This window comes from Pandoraea bronchicola (assembly GCF_902459805.1).
Lineage (GTDB): Bacteria > Pseudomonadota > Gammaproteobacteria > Burkholderiales > Burkholderiaceae > Pandoraea > Pandoraea bronchicola.
In genome coordinates this window covers 1-14592 of sequence record NZ_CABPST010000018.1, presented here as the reverse complement: position 1 = coordinate 14592, position 14592 = coordinate 1, and the positions used below count along the sequence as shown (strand labels likewise).

14 protein-coding genes and 1 tRNA gene are annotated in these 14592 nt (G+C 62.3%); 4 read left to right on the top strand and 11 right to left on the bottom strand.

What is annotated here, in order from left to right:
• Position 1: 1 nt before the first annotated feature.
• The 11 genes from PBR20603_RS22950 to PBR20603_RS22900 form a co-directional block, all read right to left on the bottom strand.
• Positions 2–412 (bottom strand): OsmC family protein, encoded by a 411-nt coding sequence (locus PBR20603_RS22950; protein WP_150561765.1) that lies wholly within the window; start codon positions 410–412, stop codon positions 2–4.
• Positions 413–571: 159 nt separating this feature from the next.
• Complete coding sequence (locus PBR20603_RS22945; protein WP_150561764.1) at positions 572–1468, bottom strand: pirin family protein; 897 nt, start codon at positions 1466–1468, stop codon at positions 572–574.
• Positions 1469–1707: 239 nt separating this feature from the next.
• The gene (locus tag PBR20603_RS22940) at positions 1708–2133 is read right to left on the bottom strand and encodes an ExbD/TolR family protein (protein WP_150561763.1); all 426 of its coding nucleotides are present in this window, start codon (positions 2131–2133) and stop codon (positions 1708–1710) included.
• A 27-nt stretch (positions 2134–2160) separates the two neighbouring features.
• Positions 2161–2898: a MotA/TolQ/ExbB proton channel family protein gene (locus PBR20603_RS22935; RefSeq protein WP_150561762.1), complete on the bottom strand. Its 738-nt coding sequence runs from the start codon at positions 2896–2898 to the stop codon at positions 2161–2163.
• A 39-nt stretch (positions 2899–2937) separates the two neighbouring features.
• Positions 2938–3642 carry an energy transducer TonB gene (locus tag PBR20603_RS22930; RefSeq protein WP_150561761.1) on the bottom strand — a complete coding sequence of 235 codons (705 nt, stop codon included), beginning with the start codon at positions 3640–3642 and terminating at the stop codon, positions 2938–2940.
• A 363-nt stretch (positions 3643–4005) separates the two neighbouring features.
• Entirely contained in the window at positions 4006–4266 is a 261-nt protein-coding gene (locus tag PBR20603_RS22925) for a (2Fe-2S)-binding protein (protein WP_150561760.1), read from the bottom strand.
• 113 nt (positions 4267–4379) lie between these two features.
• Entirely contained in the window at positions 4380–5249 is an 870-nt protein-coding gene (murI, locus tag PBR20603_RS22920) for a glutamate racemase (RefSeq protein ID WP_150561759.1), read from the bottom strand.
• A gap of 112 nt (positions 5250–5361) precedes the next feature.
• Positions 5362–5841, bottom strand: a complete 480-nt coding sequence (gene bfr / locus PBR20603_RS22915; protein WP_150561758.1) for a bacterioferritin — start codon at positions 5839–5841, stop codon at positions 5362–5364.
• Positions 5842–6105: 264 nt separating this feature from the next.
• Positions 6106–7629, bottom strand: a complete 1524-nt coding sequence (locus PBR20603_RS22910; RefSeq protein ID WP_150561757.1) for a fumarate hydratase — start codon at positions 7627–7629, stop codon at positions 6106–6108.
• 15 nt (positions 7630–7644) lie between these two features.
• The gene (locus PBR20603_RS22905) at positions 7645–8217 is read right to left on the bottom strand and encodes a TIGR00645 family protein (protein ID WP_150561756.1); all 573 of its coding nucleotides are present in this window, start codon (positions 8215–8217) and stop codon (positions 7645–7647) included.
• A 185-nt stretch (positions 8218–8402) separates the two neighbouring features.
• The gene (locus PBR20603_RS22900; RefSeq protein WP_281356104.1) at positions 8403–9392 is read right to left on the bottom strand and encodes a DMT family transporter; all 990 of its coding nucleotides are present in this window, start codon (positions 9390–9392) and stop codon (positions 8403–8405) included.
• A 242-nt stretch (positions 9393–9634) separates the two neighbouring features.
• Between PBR20603_RS22900 and acs the strand changes: the two genes are divergently transcribed.
• The 4 genes from acs (at position 9635) to PBR20603_RS22880 (ending at position 14319) form a co-directional block, all read left to right on the top strand.
• Positions 9635–11617, top strand: coding sequence for an acetate--CoA ligase (gene acs / locus PBR20603_RS22895; RefSeq protein WP_150561755.1), 1983 nt, complete (start codon positions 9635–9637; stop codon positions 11615–11617).
• Between the two features lie 21 nt (positions 11618–11638).
• Positions 11639–12127, top strand: coding sequence for a DUF4212 domain-containing protein (locus PBR20603_RS22890; RefSeq protein WP_217425998.1), 489 nt, complete (start codon positions 11639–11641; stop codon positions 12125–12127).
• On the top strand, positions 12124–14142 hold the full coding sequence (locus PBR20603_RS22885; protein ID WP_150561754.1) for a sodium:solute symporter family protein: 2019 nt from the start codon (positions 12124–12126) through the stop codon (positions 14140–14142). The genes PBR20603_RS22890 and PBR20603_RS22885 overlap by 4 nt, the downstream gene beginning before the upstream one ends.
• Before the next feature lie 86 nt (positions 14143–14228).
• A tRNA-Ser gene (locus PBR20603_RS22880) sits at positions 14229–14319 on the top strand.
• The last annotated feature ends 273 nt before the right edge of the window (positions 14320–14592 follow it).

Genomic DNA, 14592 nt, shown 5'->3' with positions numbered 1-14592 from the left:
GTCACTCGACCAGCGTACTGTCGATAGCAATGGTGCCCGACAACACCTTGTGAATTGGGCACGCATTGGCAATTTCCAAGAGGCGCTGACGTTGCGCTTCCGACAAATCCCCCGCCAGTTCGATCTTGCGCGTGATCTGCGTTGTGCCAGCGGACGGTTTGCCATCCGGGTTCATCGCGAGCGTCACTTTCACCTCCTGGAGCGGCCACTCCTTGCGGCGCGCGTACATCTGCAACGTAATTGACGTGCAAGCGCCGAGGCTTGACAGCAGCAACGCGGCCGGAGCCGGGCCCAGGTCGCCACCGCCAAGCGTCGCGGGCTCGTCGGCGATCCATTCGTGCTTGCCATCCGAGAGATGGGTGGTGAAACCTGAGGCGCCCAAATGGGCGGTGACAATCGCGTCTGCGGCCATGGCAACTCCTGTGGGGGCTCAATGAACGTAATGAAACGTATCGAGAGATGACAAAAACGGCCCGGCGAAGATCTCGGGCCACAACGCACTCTGGGTGTCATTGTGACCCAATTTCGCCGGGCCGGTGCGAACGGCGGGGCGCTCCCCGCCGACGCAGATTCAGGCGCCAGCGCCCGTGGCGGGAATGCGTCCCATCCGGCCCGCCTGAAAGTCGAGAATCGCCTGACGGATCTCGCCTTCCGTGTTCATGACGAACGGGCCATAACGAGCCACCGGCTCGCCCAGTGGCTTGCCGCCGATCAGCAGGAAAGACATCGGCTTGTCGCTATCGTTGCGAACGGTAACGCCTTCGCCCTCGTTGCCGAAGACGACCATCTGATGCGTCTTGGCCGGCGTGGCGTCGGGGCCGAAATGCCCTTCGCCGTCGATCACGTAGGCGAACACGTTGAAATCTCCAGGCACCGGGTGCTCGAGCAAGGCTTGCGGTTGCAGCGTGAAGTGCTGGTACAGGATCGGTGTGCGTGTCTCGATGGCAGCACGTGTGCCAAGTGCCTCGCCGGCAATCACGCGCACTGAGACCTTGCCGTCGACGCTCGTCGCACTCGGAATGCCTGCCGCCGGCAGCTCCTGATAGCGCGGGGTCATCATCTTGTCCACACGCGGCAGGTTCACCCAGAGCTGGAAGCCGTGCATCTCGCCGCCTCGCTGCTGGAAGGCTTGCGAAGGCATTTCCGAGTGGATGACGCCTGCACCGGCCGTCATCCACTGCACGTCGCCGGGCGTGAGCTTGCCTGCGTGACCTTGCGAGTCGCGATGTTCCATCTCGCCGGCAAGCAGATAAGTCACCGTCTCGAAGCCGCGATGCGGGTGATCGGGCGCACCTTTGGCGTCGCCGGGAGCCACTTGCATCGGACCCATCTCGTCGAGCAGCAGGAACGGATCGAAGTCCGCCAGCATACGCGTAGGGAACGGGCGATTCACGTGGAAACCGGCGCCTTCCTGCGTTTGCGCCGCCGTGAAGACGCGGGCGACCGGGCGGGCGTAGGGGGTGCTCATGGGGAATTCTCCTGTGGGGACGGACGCCGAGATGGCGTCTTGCGTCCAATGTCATGCCCAGACTATATCGGGGCGGATGGCACCGGGAGTAGCCCGTAACACAGGAAGGATTGTTACCCGATTGGAACAATATCGAGAAAACTCGGGCGAGTTGCGAGGGGCGCGGATCGTATGGCCGAAAAAAAAGCGCGGTGACGAACACCGCGCTTGGACTCCTGCGATTCGTGACGCGCCCGGCGTTACTTGGTTTCCGGTTCGGTCACGAAGCCGAGTTTGGTCACGCCAGCCGTCTGTGCTTCCGAGAGCACTTTGGCCACGCTTTCGTAACGCACGTTCTTGTCGGCAAACAGATGCAGCTCCGGCTGGGGCTGCGCTTGGGCGGCCTGTGCCAGACGCGCCTTGAGCGTGGCGTCGTCGATGGCCTGCTTGTCCCAGAAGACGGTGCCGTCGGCCTGAATCGACAGATCGACCTTGGCCGGCTTGGTGTCTTCCGGCTGGCTGCTCGCCTGCGGCAGGTCGAGCTTGACCGAGTGATTGAGCACCGGCAGCGTCACGATAAAGATGATCAGCAGCACCAGCATGACGTCGACGAGCGGCGTCATGTTGATCTCACTCATCATGGCGTCATCGGCACCATCGTCGCTGCTGTATGAACCCATAGCCATAGCGAACTCCTTCTCTTGCGCGACCGCTTAGCTGGCGCTGGCCGGGGTGGGCTTGCGCACCGGCGTGACGTTGGGGGCGAACTGCGTCGAGTGCAGGCTGGCGCCGGTCAGGAAGTAGCCGTGCAGACTGTGGGCAAAACGGTTGAGCTTCGAGACGACGCCCTTGTTGGCACGCGTCAGGGCGTTGAAGCCGAGCACGGCCGGAATGGCGACGAACAGACCGAAGGCGGTCATGATAAGCGCTTCACCTACGGGGCCGGCCACTTTGTCGATGGTCGTCTGACCCGACGCGCCGATGGCCAGCAGGGCGTGGTAGATGCCCCACACCGTGCCGAACAGGCCGACGAACGGCGAGGTCGAGCCGATCGATGCCAGCATGGCCAGGCCACTTTGCAGACGGGACACCGTGTCGTCCACCGAGTTCTTCAGCGCGCGGGTGATCCAGTCGCTCACGTCCATCTTGTCGTGCAGATGCGGCTGGCTTTGACGGTGATGTTCGGCGGCGTCCTGACCGGCGAGGGCCAGTGCCAGGAACGGGTTGTTCTGACCGGATTCCCCCAGCTTCTGCAGACCGGCGGAGAAGTTCTCTGAGTGCCAGAAGTCCGGCTCGGCGGTGCGCGTCAGTCGGCTCAGGCGGAGGACTTGCGTGCCCTTGATGATGATGACCGTCCAGGACAGCACCGACATCACCAACAACACGATCGCGATAGCGCGGGTCACGAAATCGCCCTGCGCCCAGACGTGGCTCAAACCATACTCTTGCATTTTGCGTTCCTCGGGAGATCCAGTTCGTAAATCGTTACGTTAATCGTTCAGATTGAAATTAAACGGTTTGGTCGCTGCGGCTTCCACCGCGCGGCCATTTTGCATCGGGGGCGCGCAGCGCATCGCCAGTGCGGCGGTGCGGGCAGCCTGATCGAGACGGGGGAAGCTGCTCGACTTGACGACATTGGCGCTCGAGACCACACCTCGGGTGTCGATCACGAGACGCAACGTGACGGTGCCTTCCTCGCCAACGCGACGTGACTGCGTAGGATAGACCACGCGCGGTTCTTCGCATTTGACAGCGAGGCCCTCGATCGGACCGGATGGCGCCGGCGCGGGGGTCGGTGCGGGCGGGGCTGGCGGCGTCGGCGCGGCGTTGGCGACCGGCTCGGCTTGCTGCTGCGGAGGCGCGACCGGTTCGGCCTTTTGGGTAATGGCGTTCTTCGGTTGCTCCCGCGGCTTGGGCGGCTGCGGGGCGACCTTCGGCTTCGGTGGCTCCGGCTGCGGTTTGGGCGGCGCGGGTTGTGGCGGCGTCGGCGCCGGCGTGAGCGGAATGATCGTGGCGGTAAACGTCGTCGGCTCGATCGTTGCCTTCTCGGGGTCGTTGCGCAGGTGCGACAAACCGACCAGAGCGGCAATGTGAAGAGCGACGATCGCAGCCGCGATCGCGATGGCTCGCGGCGACGTCAGCGGATCTTGGATCGGCTTGAGCGCAAGGCCAGAAGGGGGCACGGCGGTCGACATGATGACGGCTAGAGTACGCTAAATTGCGGCGATGAACGATGAGTGAAGCGCGATGCGCGAAGCCTCGGGGTTCGGGATGGCCGGACGTACGATCAAAGGAAAACCGCGCCAAGGGGCGCGGCCGACGGATGCAGCGAGTCAAAAACCTTGCTCGGACTCACCTTCGAAACAGAAAAAACGACAAACATATCGTCGAAACAAAGCCAATCAGGAGTTCCATCTGACACCTCCAGGGTGACGAATCGCTGGCTGGCGCATGACGCCGCCGGGCGCCTGGCTGGCTTCGAAACCGCCGTGATCCGGATGCGCTCCGCTCAAGACGGCAAAATCGAAACGGGTGACACTTGGCGACGACTACCGTGATTATGCCGCCAGCGCGAGTTCCTGCGTCATGACGACGGCTTCCGTCGAGGTCTCGACCTGAGCCGACTGGCAGCAGCCACCGCACGAGCGGCCGCAGCACGGCGTGGCGCCCGACACCATTTCTTGAACATACGGCCCGCACTTGCCGCAGCATAGCGCAACGCCGAGGTCGATCTGGAGATCTTCCATGGTGGAGGCGCCAGCGTCGAGACAGGCCTTGATCTGGCGCTCGGAGACGGATTTGCAGACACAGACGATCATGGTGAAAACGTCAAAATGTAACACTAATGAGAATAATTATTATTTAAGTTATGACGTTTTGCAAGCCCCATCGACCTATCCCATAGTCCGCACAGGGATATACGCCAGCGGTCTTAGGCAGGAATGATGGGAAGGTTGGGCGCTAGATCGAGACGGGCAGGGCCATGCGACGCGATCTCGGCAATCTCGACCGTTTGAACGCGTGGGGCGTTAGCCAGTAGTCGATCCGCCATCGTTTGCAGCGCATTCGCGTTGGCGGTCGTCATCAGTTGCAGGTCGCCGTGTCCGCCAGGCGGTTGGGAAGCATTGAGCCCATCGGTTGCAAGACGCCGCTGAAGCTGGCGGGCGATAGCCGCACCGGTGTCGATCAAGGTGAGGGCCGTGCCGAAGCGCCGCTGAAGGGCGGGTATCAGGAATGGGTAGTGGGTGCAGCCGAGCACGAGCGTGTCGGCCCCTTGCGCCAGCATCGGCTCGACGAATCGGTCGAGCAGCGTCATGACTTCAGGGGAATCGACGTCGCCCGCTTCGATGCGTTCGACGAGACCGTGCCCCGGTTGGCAGAGGAAGCGCTGCCCCTGCGCGGTGTGACGTGCCAGCAGATCGGCGAACCGGGCGCTACGCAGCGTAGCTGCCGTGGCGAGCACGCCGATCACGCCACTGCGAGACGCCGCCGCGGCGGGCTTGATGCCGGGTTCGACGCCGATGACCGGCCATGGTGCGTCGGCGCGCAGTGCCGCTACGCCATGTGCTGTCGCGGTATTGCAGGCGACGACGAGTGCCTTGGCGCCACGCTCGCGCAACCATCGGCCGATCGCGAGGCTGCGTTGTTCGATGAATGCGTCGGGACGCTCCCCATAAGGCGCGAAGCGGGAGTCGGCCACGTAGAGCAGCGACTCGTGAGGGAGCAGGGCGCGCACGGCCTGAAGGACCGACAGGCCGCCGAGGCCGGAATCGAAAACGCCAATCGGCGCGTTGGAGGGCATGGCAAATGAAAAAGGGCCGGCAAATGCCGGCCCCGAAATTTTAGCGCAAACTCTGTCGGCCGATACGGGCCCGGCGGTGCGCCTGTTATGTGTCTTGTGGGGTGTGACGGGCTTATTCTTCGAACGACGCCATGCCCGACTGCTGGTAGTTCTGAAGACCGACCTTGTCGATCAGTTCGATCTGCGTTTCGAGCCAGTCGATGTGTTCTTCAGTGTCGTGCAGGATTTCGTTGAAGATTTCACGCGAGACGAAGTCCTGCACGCTCTCGCAATGCGCGACGCCTTCCTTGCACGTCTTCTGCGAGAGGTATTCGAGCTTGAGATCGCACTTCAGGATTTCCTCAGTGTTCTCACCGATGAGCAACTTGTGCAGATCTTGCAGATTGGGCAGGCCGTCGAGCATGAAGATGCGCTCGATCAGCTTGTCGGCGTGCTTCATCTCGCCGATGGACTCGTCATACTCGTGCTTGCCGAGCTTGTTGAGGCCCCAGTGGTTGTACATGCGGGCGTGCAGAAAGTACTGATTGATCGCCGTCAGCTCGTTCGTGAGCTGTGCGTTGAGGAGTTCGAGGACTTTCTTGTCGCCTTTCATTTTGGATCCCTGTGTTTTACGCAATTTACAAGCGGTTGAAGAGTAGCCTGAAACGGCCGGAAAGCCAAGCTCCACAAGGCTTTTCGTGAACCGAGGTGCGAATGGAAATACGATCCATTCGCGCTGCGCAACATGACATTGATGTCATCGGAACCGACAGCCGACGGACGAAAAAAAGCCCGGACGATGCCGGGCTTGGTTCTACGGGCTGACGAGGCCATCAGCGGGCCCCATGCAGCCTGTCTTGCTGTTGCCGGGAATGAATTACTCGGCTGCGACCGGGATCTTGCCGATCTTGGCTTGCCATTCCTTCGGGCCGGTTTGGTGCACCGATACGCCGGTCGAATCGACGGCCACGGTCACGGGCATGTCCTTGACGTCGAACTCGTAGATCGCTTCCATGCCGAGGTCTTCAAAGGCCAGCACGCGGGCGGCGCGAATGGCCTTCGACACCAGATAAGCGGCGCCGCCGACAGCCATCAGGTACGCAGCCTTGTGTTTCTTGATGGCTTCGATGGCGGCAGGGCCACGTTCCGACTTGCCGATCATGACGGTGAGGCCCGTCTTCGACAGCATCATGTCGGTGAACTTGTCCATGCGGGTGGACGTGGTCGGGCCGGCCGGGCCGACGACTTCGTCACGCACCGGATCGACCGGGCCGACGTAGTAAATCGCGCGGCCCTTGAAGTCGACCGGCAGGGGCTCACCCTTGGCGATCATGTCGGCGATGCGCTTGTGGGCGGCGTCGCGACCGGTGAGCATCTTGCCCGAGAGCAGCAGGGTCTGACCCGGCTTCCAGCTTGCGACTTCTTCCGGCGTGAGCGTGTCCAGATCGACGCGCTTGCTCGTTTCCGTGTTCGGTGCCCAGTGCACGTTCGGCCAGGCGTCGAGCGACGGTGCGGCGAGGAACGACGGGCCTGAGCCATCCAGCGTGAAGTGTGCGTGACGCGTTGCCGCGCAATTCGGGATCATGGCGACCGGCTTGGACGCAGCGTGCGTCGGGTAGTCGAGGATCTTCACGTCGAGCACGGTGGCCAGGCCGCCCAGACCCTGGGCGCCGATGCCGAGTGCGTTGACCTTCTCGAACAGCTCGATACGCAGCTCTTCGTTCCAGTTCTGCGGGCCGCGCTTGATCACGTCTTGGATATCGATCGGGTCCATGAGCGACTCCTTGGCGAGCACCATGGCCTTCTCAGCCGTGCCGCCGATACCGATGCCGAGCATGCCCGGCGGGCACCAGCCAGCGCCCATCGTCGGCACCGTCTTCACGACCCAGTCGACGATCGAATCGGACGGGTTGAGCATCACGAACTTCGACTTGTTCTCCGAGCCGCCGCCCTTGGCTGCGACCGTGATGTCGACCTTGTCGCCTTCCACGATTTCGTAGTGGATGACGGCGGGCGTGTTGTCCTTCGTGTTCTTGCGGCCGGCTTCGGGCGGCGCCACGATCGAGGCGCGCAGCACGTTGTCCGGATGCAGGTAAGCCTGGCGCACGCCTTCGTTGATCATGTCGGTGAGGCTGCGCTTGGCGTCCCAGCGCACGTTCATGCCGACCTTCACGAACACGGTCACGATACCGGTGTCCTGACACAGCGGACGGCGGCCTTCGGCGCACATGCGGCTGTTGGTCAGGATCTGCGCGATGGCGTCTTTGGCGGCAGGGCTTTGCTCCGCCTCGTAGGCGCGACCCAGCGCCTGGATGTAATCGTCCGGATGGTAGTAGCTGATGTACTGAAGGGCACCGGCGACGCTCTGAATGACGTCGTCTTCTTTAATGACGGTAGACATGAAACGGCTCTCGACTTAGTGGGGACTGGTGTTGGTAATGACTTGCGGGGTCGCGTACGCCGGGGCATGGCTGTCGTTCGTCATCTTGTTGACGACGGCCATGACCACGGCGGAAAGCAGGAAGGCGCAGTGAATGATCACTTGCCACATGATCGTGTGCGGCGTTTGCTGGGCCGCGTCGATGAACGTCTTGAGCAGATGGATCGACGAGATGCTGATGAGGGCCATCGACAGCTTCACCTTGAGCACCCCGGCGTTCACGTGATCGAGCCACTCCGGTTCGTCCGGATGGCCTTCGACGCCCAGGCGGGAGACGAACGTCTCATAGCCGCCGATGATCACCATGATGAGCAGGTTCGAGATCATCACCACGTCGATCAGACCGAGCACGACCAGCATGATCTGCGTTTCGTCGAACGTCGTGGCGTGGGAGACGAGATGCCAGAGTTCGACCAGAAATTTGTAGACGTAGACGCCCTGCGCGGCGATCAGGCCCAGATACAGCGGCAGTTGGAGCCAGCGGCTGAAGAAAATGACGCGGGGCAGGGGGCGCATCGGCGCGTCGGACGGGCGGCCGGGAGTCGACATGGCTATTTTGACGGAGTGGAGACATTGGCCTGCGGGTAAAGCCGCAGACTGTAGTTATCAAATACGCAAAGCAAACGAGATAACACCGGGCAATGGGCTCACCGCTGATACGTCACGGATCGCGCGTCGCCAAAATCGGCATGCCGCGCATTTTACAACGTCTTGCCCGGGGCGCCGCGTCCGATTCAGTCCCGGACCGGCAATGGCGTCTTGCGCGCAGCGGCGGACGGCAATGCGGCGAGCACGATCCCGGCCACCGTCAGGGCCAATGCGGCCCCTTGGGGCACCGTCAGCCGCTCGCCCAAAAAGATCACGCCGTAGGCCGTGGCGGCCACGGGCACCATCGCCGTGAAAACCCCGGCAAGTTGTGCGCTGACGTGTCGAATGCCGCGCATCCACAGGAAGAACGAGAACACGCTGGCGGCGAGGCCGTACCAGACGATGAGCGCCCAATGGCCGGGCGTGAGCGACGCGTAGTCCACGGCCATCAGGCCCACCACGCCGAGCGGCAGCATCAGCACGCCGCCGATCAGGTGGGTATAGGCGCAGATATCGATGGCGGAGAGTTCTGCCGAAAGCCGTTTCGAGACGATCACGTAGATGGCCTCGCACACGACGGCGCCCAGCACGAGGGCATTGCCCAGCCAGGCGTTGCCTGATTCGGAGGCACCGGTGCCGTGGGCGTCGCCGCGCGAGAGGTTCAGCAGGGCCACACCGGCAATCGCCAGACCGACGCTCACCAGCGTGCGACGCGATGGGTGTTCGCGTAGCACGGCCCACGAGAGCAGCGCCACGCAGGCGGGCAGCGTGGCGGTGATGACGCCAGCGGCGCTGGCCGTCGTCATTCGCACGCCCGAGAGCATGAGCAGGGTGAAGAGGAATGTGCCGAAGAACGTCTGCACGAAGAGGTGGCCCCATTGGCTGCGCGTGACGCGTCGCATGACCGCTGGGCGGTAGCGGGGGGCGAGGGCGATGACGGCGATCACGAAGCGCCACAGGGCGAAGGCGGCCACGGGCATGACCGCGACCATCGTCTTGCCGATGCCGACGTTGATGCCCACGAACGTCATGGCGAGCGCTAGCGCGAAGCTGGGGAAGCGGGCGAAGAGGCGGTCGGTGGCCGAGGGCGCCGGGGGAGTATCAACCGACGGTTGGGACGCAGATGTCGAATTCACGGGCGCTCCGGGCGAGTCCGGGGTGGCGGGATAGGGATGATACGGGTAGGATTGTAGCGAATACGCCACAGTCTGATGCAATGCGGTGACGGGTCCGCGTGAGTCCCGCACGTGGGATACGGAAGTCGGAAGTCGCGTGCAACAGTGTAAGGCGTTAGTAAGTCGCTCGTCTTAATGTGGCGTTAGCGATTTGTTTTGGCTTGATTGCAATCGTTTTGCATATCCATAAGAGGGGACAACTCATGGCAGCAATTGAATCGGTATTGCAGGAGCAGCGCGTCTTCGCGCCGCCGCAGGCGCTGGTCGCCAAAGCGAAAATCTCCGGCATGCCAGCCTATGAGGCGCTTTGCGCCGAGGCCGAGAAGGATTACGAGGGATTCTGGGCGCGTCAGGCGCGGGAGAATCTGGCCTGGCACAAGCCGTTCACCAAAGTCCTCGACGAGACCAACGCCCCGTTCTATACGTGGTTCGAAGACGGACAAATCAACGCTTCCTACAACTGCCTGGATCGTCAGATCGAGGCAGGTTTGGGCGACAAGAACGCCATACTTTTCGAAGCCGACGACGGCACGGTGACGCCTGTCACCTATCGCGACCTGCTGGCGCGAGTGAACCGGTTCGCCAATGCGCTCAAGGCCAAGGGTGTGAAGAAGGGTGACCGCGTGGTCATCTACATGCCGATGTCGGTGGAGGGCGTGGTTGCCATGCAGGCGTGCGCCCGTATCGGCGCAACGCATTCGGTCGTGTTCGGTGGCTTCTCGGCCAAATCGCTCAATGAGCGCGTGATCGATGCTGGCGCGGTGGCCATCGTCACGGCTGACGAGCAGATGCGCGGCGGCAAGGCGTTGCCGTTGAAGGCCATCGTTGACGAAGCGCTCGCGATGGGCGGCTGCGACCATGTGAAGTCCGTGATCGTCTACCGACGCACGGGCGGTAACGTGACGATGCAGGCGGGCCGCGATGAAGTGCTGCAGGAACTCGTCGCGGGTCAGTCGGACCAGTGCGAGCCGGAGTGGGTGAGTGCAGAGCATCCCCTGTTCATTCTCTACACGTCGGGCTCGACGGGTAAGCCGAAGGGCGTGCAGCACAGCACTGGCGGCTATCTGCTGTGGGCGTCGCTCACGATGCAGTGGACGTTCGACATCAAGCCGGACGACGTTTTCTGGTGCACGGCTGACATCGGCTGGATCACGGGGCACACGTACATCGCTTATGGCCCGTTGGCCGTGGGCGCGACGCAGGTCGTTTTCGAAGGTGTGCCGACGTACCCGAACGCAGGCCGTTTCTGGGAGATGATCGGCCGGCACAAGGTGACGGTGTTCTATACCGCACCGACGGCGATCCGTTCGCTGATCAAGGCGGCCGAGCAGACGCCTGACGTGCATCCGAAGCAGTACGACCTGTCGTCGCTGCGCATTCTCGGGTCGGTGGGTGAGCCGATCAACCCGGAAGCGTGGATGTGGTACTACGAGAACGTTGGCGGCACGCGTTGCCCCATCGTCGACACGTGGTGGCAGACGGAGACGGGCGGCCACATCATTACGCCGCTGCCGGGCGCCACGCCGTTGGTGCCGGGGTCGTGTACGTTGGGTCTGCCGGGCATTGCGGTGGCCATCGTCGACGAAACCGGGCAGGACGTGCCGAACGGTCAGGGTGGCATGCTGGTGATCAAGCGTCCGTGGCCTGCAATGATCCGGACGATCTGGGGCGATCCGGAGCGTTACAAGACGAGTTACTTCCCGTCGGAACTGGGCGGCAAGATCTATCTTGCGGGCGATGGTTCGATTCGCGATCTCAAGACGGGTTACTTCACCATCATGGGGCGTATCGACGACGTGCTGAACGTCTCGGGTCACCGCATGGGCACGATGGAGATCGAGTCGGCGCTGGTGGCGAACCCGATCGTGGCGGAGGCTGCGGTGGTGGGGCGTCCGGACGACACGACGGGCGAGGCCATTGTTGCGTTCGTGGTGCTCAAGCGTTCGCGCCCGACGGGGGACGAGGCCAAGCAACTGGCGCTCGAACTACGTAATTGGGTGGGCAAGGAGATCGGGCCGATCGCCAAGCCGAAGGACATCCGTTTTGGGGATAACTTGCCGAAGACCCGCTCGGGCAAGATCATGCGCCGTTTGCTGCGTGTGATTGCGAAGGAAGAGGAAATCACGCAGGACACGTCCACGCTTGAGAATCCAGCCATTCTGGAGCAACTCAAGCAGGCGCAGTAAGCGCGGGGTTCCCGGCCTGCTATGGCAAATCGCTCGCCGACCGGCGCGGCCGGCATGGCTGACAGGGTGGATGTCAGCGGGACGCCGTCGGACTTTGCTTCTGGCGGCCCGTCGCCCGATGTCGATTGGCATGGGGCGGCGGCGGCCATTGCGGGGCGCCACTGGCGGCGCACATTGCGGCTGGTGGCGGTGCTTATGGTGATTGGCTTCGTGGTGACGTTCGTGCCGCAGTTCTGGGCGCGTGAGTGGGCGTCGCTGCGATTTGCGGGGTGGCCGCTGCCGTTCTACATGGGCGCGCAGGGTTCGATCCTGATCGACATCGGTCTGATCGTCGTTTATGCGTGGCTGCAGCGTCGCAATGATGCGCGCTACCACCGCGAGCTGCATGTGTTGCGCGAAGCGCATCGCGACAGTCTTGGTGCCGACGGTGCCGGACTGCGTCGCGCGACGGTTTCCGCGACGTCAAGAAGTGTTTCCTCTCGCGCCGCATCGGCGCCGACCTACCGATGAGTTTCACGCGTAGATTGCTGCGCTACTACCTGTATTACACGGCGGGGTTCCTTGCGTTCGTGCTGATGATTGGTCTGCTCGAGCGGGTCAACGGGCCGGGTGTGTGGATCGGCTATGCCTTTCTTTTTGTGACGATTGCCGTCTATGCGGTGATTGGCCTGATCTCGCGGACTTCGGATGCGACCGAGTATTACGTCGCGGGTCGACGTGTGCCGCCGATGTTCAATGGCATGGCGTGCGCGGCGGACTGGATGAGCGCGGCGTCGTTCATGGGGTTGGCGGGGTCGTTGTACGTGTCTGGCTACGACGGCCTCGCGTACGTCATGGGATGGACGGGCGGTTATTGTCTGGTGGCGTTCTTGCTTGCGCCGTATCTGCGCAAGATGGGGCGTTACACGGTGCCGGACTTTCTGGGCACGCGATATGACAGCAATCTGGTGCGGGCGCTGGGCGTTTTCTCGACGATTCTGTGTTCGTTCGTCTATCTGGTGGCGCAGATTCAGGGCGTGGGTTTGATTGCGTCGCGATTCATCGGTGTCGAGTTCACCATTGGCATCTTCTTCGGGCTGGCGGGCATTCTGGTGTGTTCGTTTCTTGGCGGCATGCGGGCCGTGACTTGGACGCAGGTCGCGCAGTACGTCATCATGATTACTGCGTTTCTGGTGCCGACGGCCATGATTGGCCATCAGACGGGCAACGGCTGGTTTCCGCAGTTCAACTACGGCGAAGCGCTGGCGAAGGTCGAGGCGTTGGAGCGCGAGATTCAGCAGTCGGTGCCTGAGCGCGAGGTGCGCGACTATTACCGCGAGCAGGCGGAGCAGATGCAGCGTCGTCTGGATGGTTTGCCGGACAGCTTTTACAGCGAGCGTGCGGAGCTGGAGCGGCAACTGCTGGACACGAAGCGCCGTAACGGGCCGCTGCGTGACGTGAAGGTGCTGGAAACGAAGCTCGACGCCTTCCCGCGTGATGTCGGCGAGGCCCAGAACCAATGGCTGGAGATGCGTAACCAGTATGTGGAGCGCAGTGAGCCGCCGCATGCGATGACGGAGCCATTCCCTGCGCGAGACGATACGACGCGCGGCTCGCAGCGATTGAATTTCCTGTTGCTGATGGTGTGCCTGATGATTGGAACGGCGAGTCTGCCGCATATTCTGACGCGCTATGGCACGACGGCGACGGTGCAGGGAGCGCGGAGTTCGGTGGGGTGGACGCTGTTCTTCGTGGCGTTGTTATACGTGAGTGCGCCGGCGTTGGCGGTGATGCTCAAGTATGACGTGCTGTTGCATCTGGTGGGGGCGCGGTACGAGAATCTGCCGGGATGGGTGACGCAATGGCGGCATGCGACGCCGGTGCAACTGGACATCTCGGACGTTTATCGTGATGGGGTGGTGCAGTGGGGCGAGGTCTGGATGCAGCCTGACATGTTGGTGCTGGCTGGGCCGGAGATCGCGGGGCTACCGTATGTCATTTCGGGGTTGGTGGCGGCGGGCGCGTTGGCGGCGGTGTTGTCGACGGCGGATGGGTTACTGCTCACGATTGCGAATGCGTTGTCGCACGACGTTTATTTCCACATGGTGGACAGGAATGCATCGAGCCAGAAGCGGGTGACGACGTCGAAGATTCTGTTGTTATGCGTGGCGATGTTTGCGTCGTACGTCACGTCGTTGAAGCTGGGGAATATCTTGTTTCTCGTAGGGGCGGCATTTTCGCTGGCGGCGTCGTGCCTGTTCCCGGCGTTGGTGCTGGGGGTGTTCTGGAAGCGAACGACGCGACTGGGTGCAACGGCGGGGATGGTGAGTGGGTTGTTGGTTTGCGTGTATTACATTGTGACGACATATCCGTTCTTCACACGGCTGACGGGGTTTGCGGGCTCGCGCTGGTGGGGGGTCGATCCAATTTCGGCGGGTGCTTTCGGGGTACCGGTGGGGTTTGCGGTGGCGATCGCGTTCAGCTTGTTGGGCGGACGTCCGAGCGCGCGGGACCGGCATCTGGTGGACCATTTGCGACGCCCGTGACGAGTGGATGACGGAGAAATTTTTCCGGGTTCGCACGAAAGGGTATGGGATGTTGCTGCCGACCTGCTATAATGCGCGACTCTTCAGGAGAGATGGATGAGCGGTTTAAGTCGCACGCCTGGAAAGCGTGTATAGGTTAATAGCCTATCGGGGGTTCGAATCCCCCTCTCTCCGCCACAGATAAACAAAGGGCTTCCCAGTAGGGAGGCCCTTTGTGCGTTTACTATCTGGCGGATGTTTACTATTCAGCGGGTCTACCGGCGCGGTTTAACGGGCTCCGGTCTAAGGCGGTAACCTTGCTTTTCTGCGGCCCGTTTGCGTAGGTACCGCCTAGGTCCGTACGCCATGACCCTACACCCGAATTAGTGACCCTTGACCCTACACCCGAATTAGTACCGATCAGAAGTAGAAATTTCCGGCTTCTGACCCTACACCCGAATTAGTACCGAT

Bases quoted from the DNA above. Each gene is read 5' to 3' on its own strand.
- murI (WP_150561759.1), bottom strand. From the start codon at position 5,249: ATGCCCTCCAACGCGCCGATTGGCGTTTTCGATTCCGGCCTCGGCGGC.
- acs (WP_150561755.1), top strand. From the start codon at position 9,635: ATGGCAGCAATTGAATCGGTATTGCAGGAGCAGCGCGTCTTCGCGCCG.
- PBR20603_RS22925 (WP_150561760.1), bottom strand. From the start codon at position 4,266: ATGATCGTCTGTGTCTGCAAATCCGTCTCCGAGCGCCAGATCAAGGCC.
- PBR20603_RS22910 (WP_150561757.1), bottom strand. From the start codon at position 7,629: ATGTCTACCGTCATTAAAGAAGACGACGTCATTCAGAGCGTCGCCGGT.
- PBR20603_RS22940 (WP_150561763.1), bottom strand. From the start codon at position 2,133: ATGGCTATGGGTTCATACAGCAGCGACGATGGTGCCGATGACGCCATG.
- PBR20603_RS22935 (WP_150561762.1), bottom strand. From the start codon at position 2,898: ATGCAAGAGTATGGTTTGAGCCACGTCTGGGCGCAGGGCGATTTCGTG.
- PBR20603_RS22930 (WP_150561761.1), bottom strand. From the start codon at position 3,642: ATGTCGACCGCCGTGCCCCCTTCTGGCCTTGCGCTCAAGCCGATCCAA.
- PBR20603_RS22890 (WP_217425998.1), top strand. From the start codon at position 11,639: ATGGCAAATCGCTCGCCGACCGGCGCGGCCGGCATGGCTGACAGGGTG.
- PBR20603_RS22945 (WP_150561764.1), bottom strand. From the start codon at position 1,468: ATGAGCACCCCCTACGCCCGCCCGGTCGCCCGCGTCTTCACGGCGGCG.
- PBR20603_RS22950 (WP_150561765.1), bottom strand. From the start codon at position 412: ATGGCCGCAGACGCGATTGTCACCGCCCATTTGGGCGCCTCAGGTTTC.
- bfr (WP_150561758.1), bottom strand. From the start codon at position 5,841: ATGAAAGGCGACAAGAAAGTCCTCGAACTCCTCAACGCACAGCTCACG.
- PBR20603_RS22905 (WP_150561756.1), bottom strand. From the start codon at position 8,217: ATGTCGACTCCCGGCCGCCCGTCCGACGCGCCGATGCGCCCCCTGCCC.
- PBR20603_RS22885 (WP_150561754.1), top strand. From the start codon at position 12,124: ATGAGTTTCACGCGTAGATTGCTGCGCTACTACCTGTATTACACGGCG.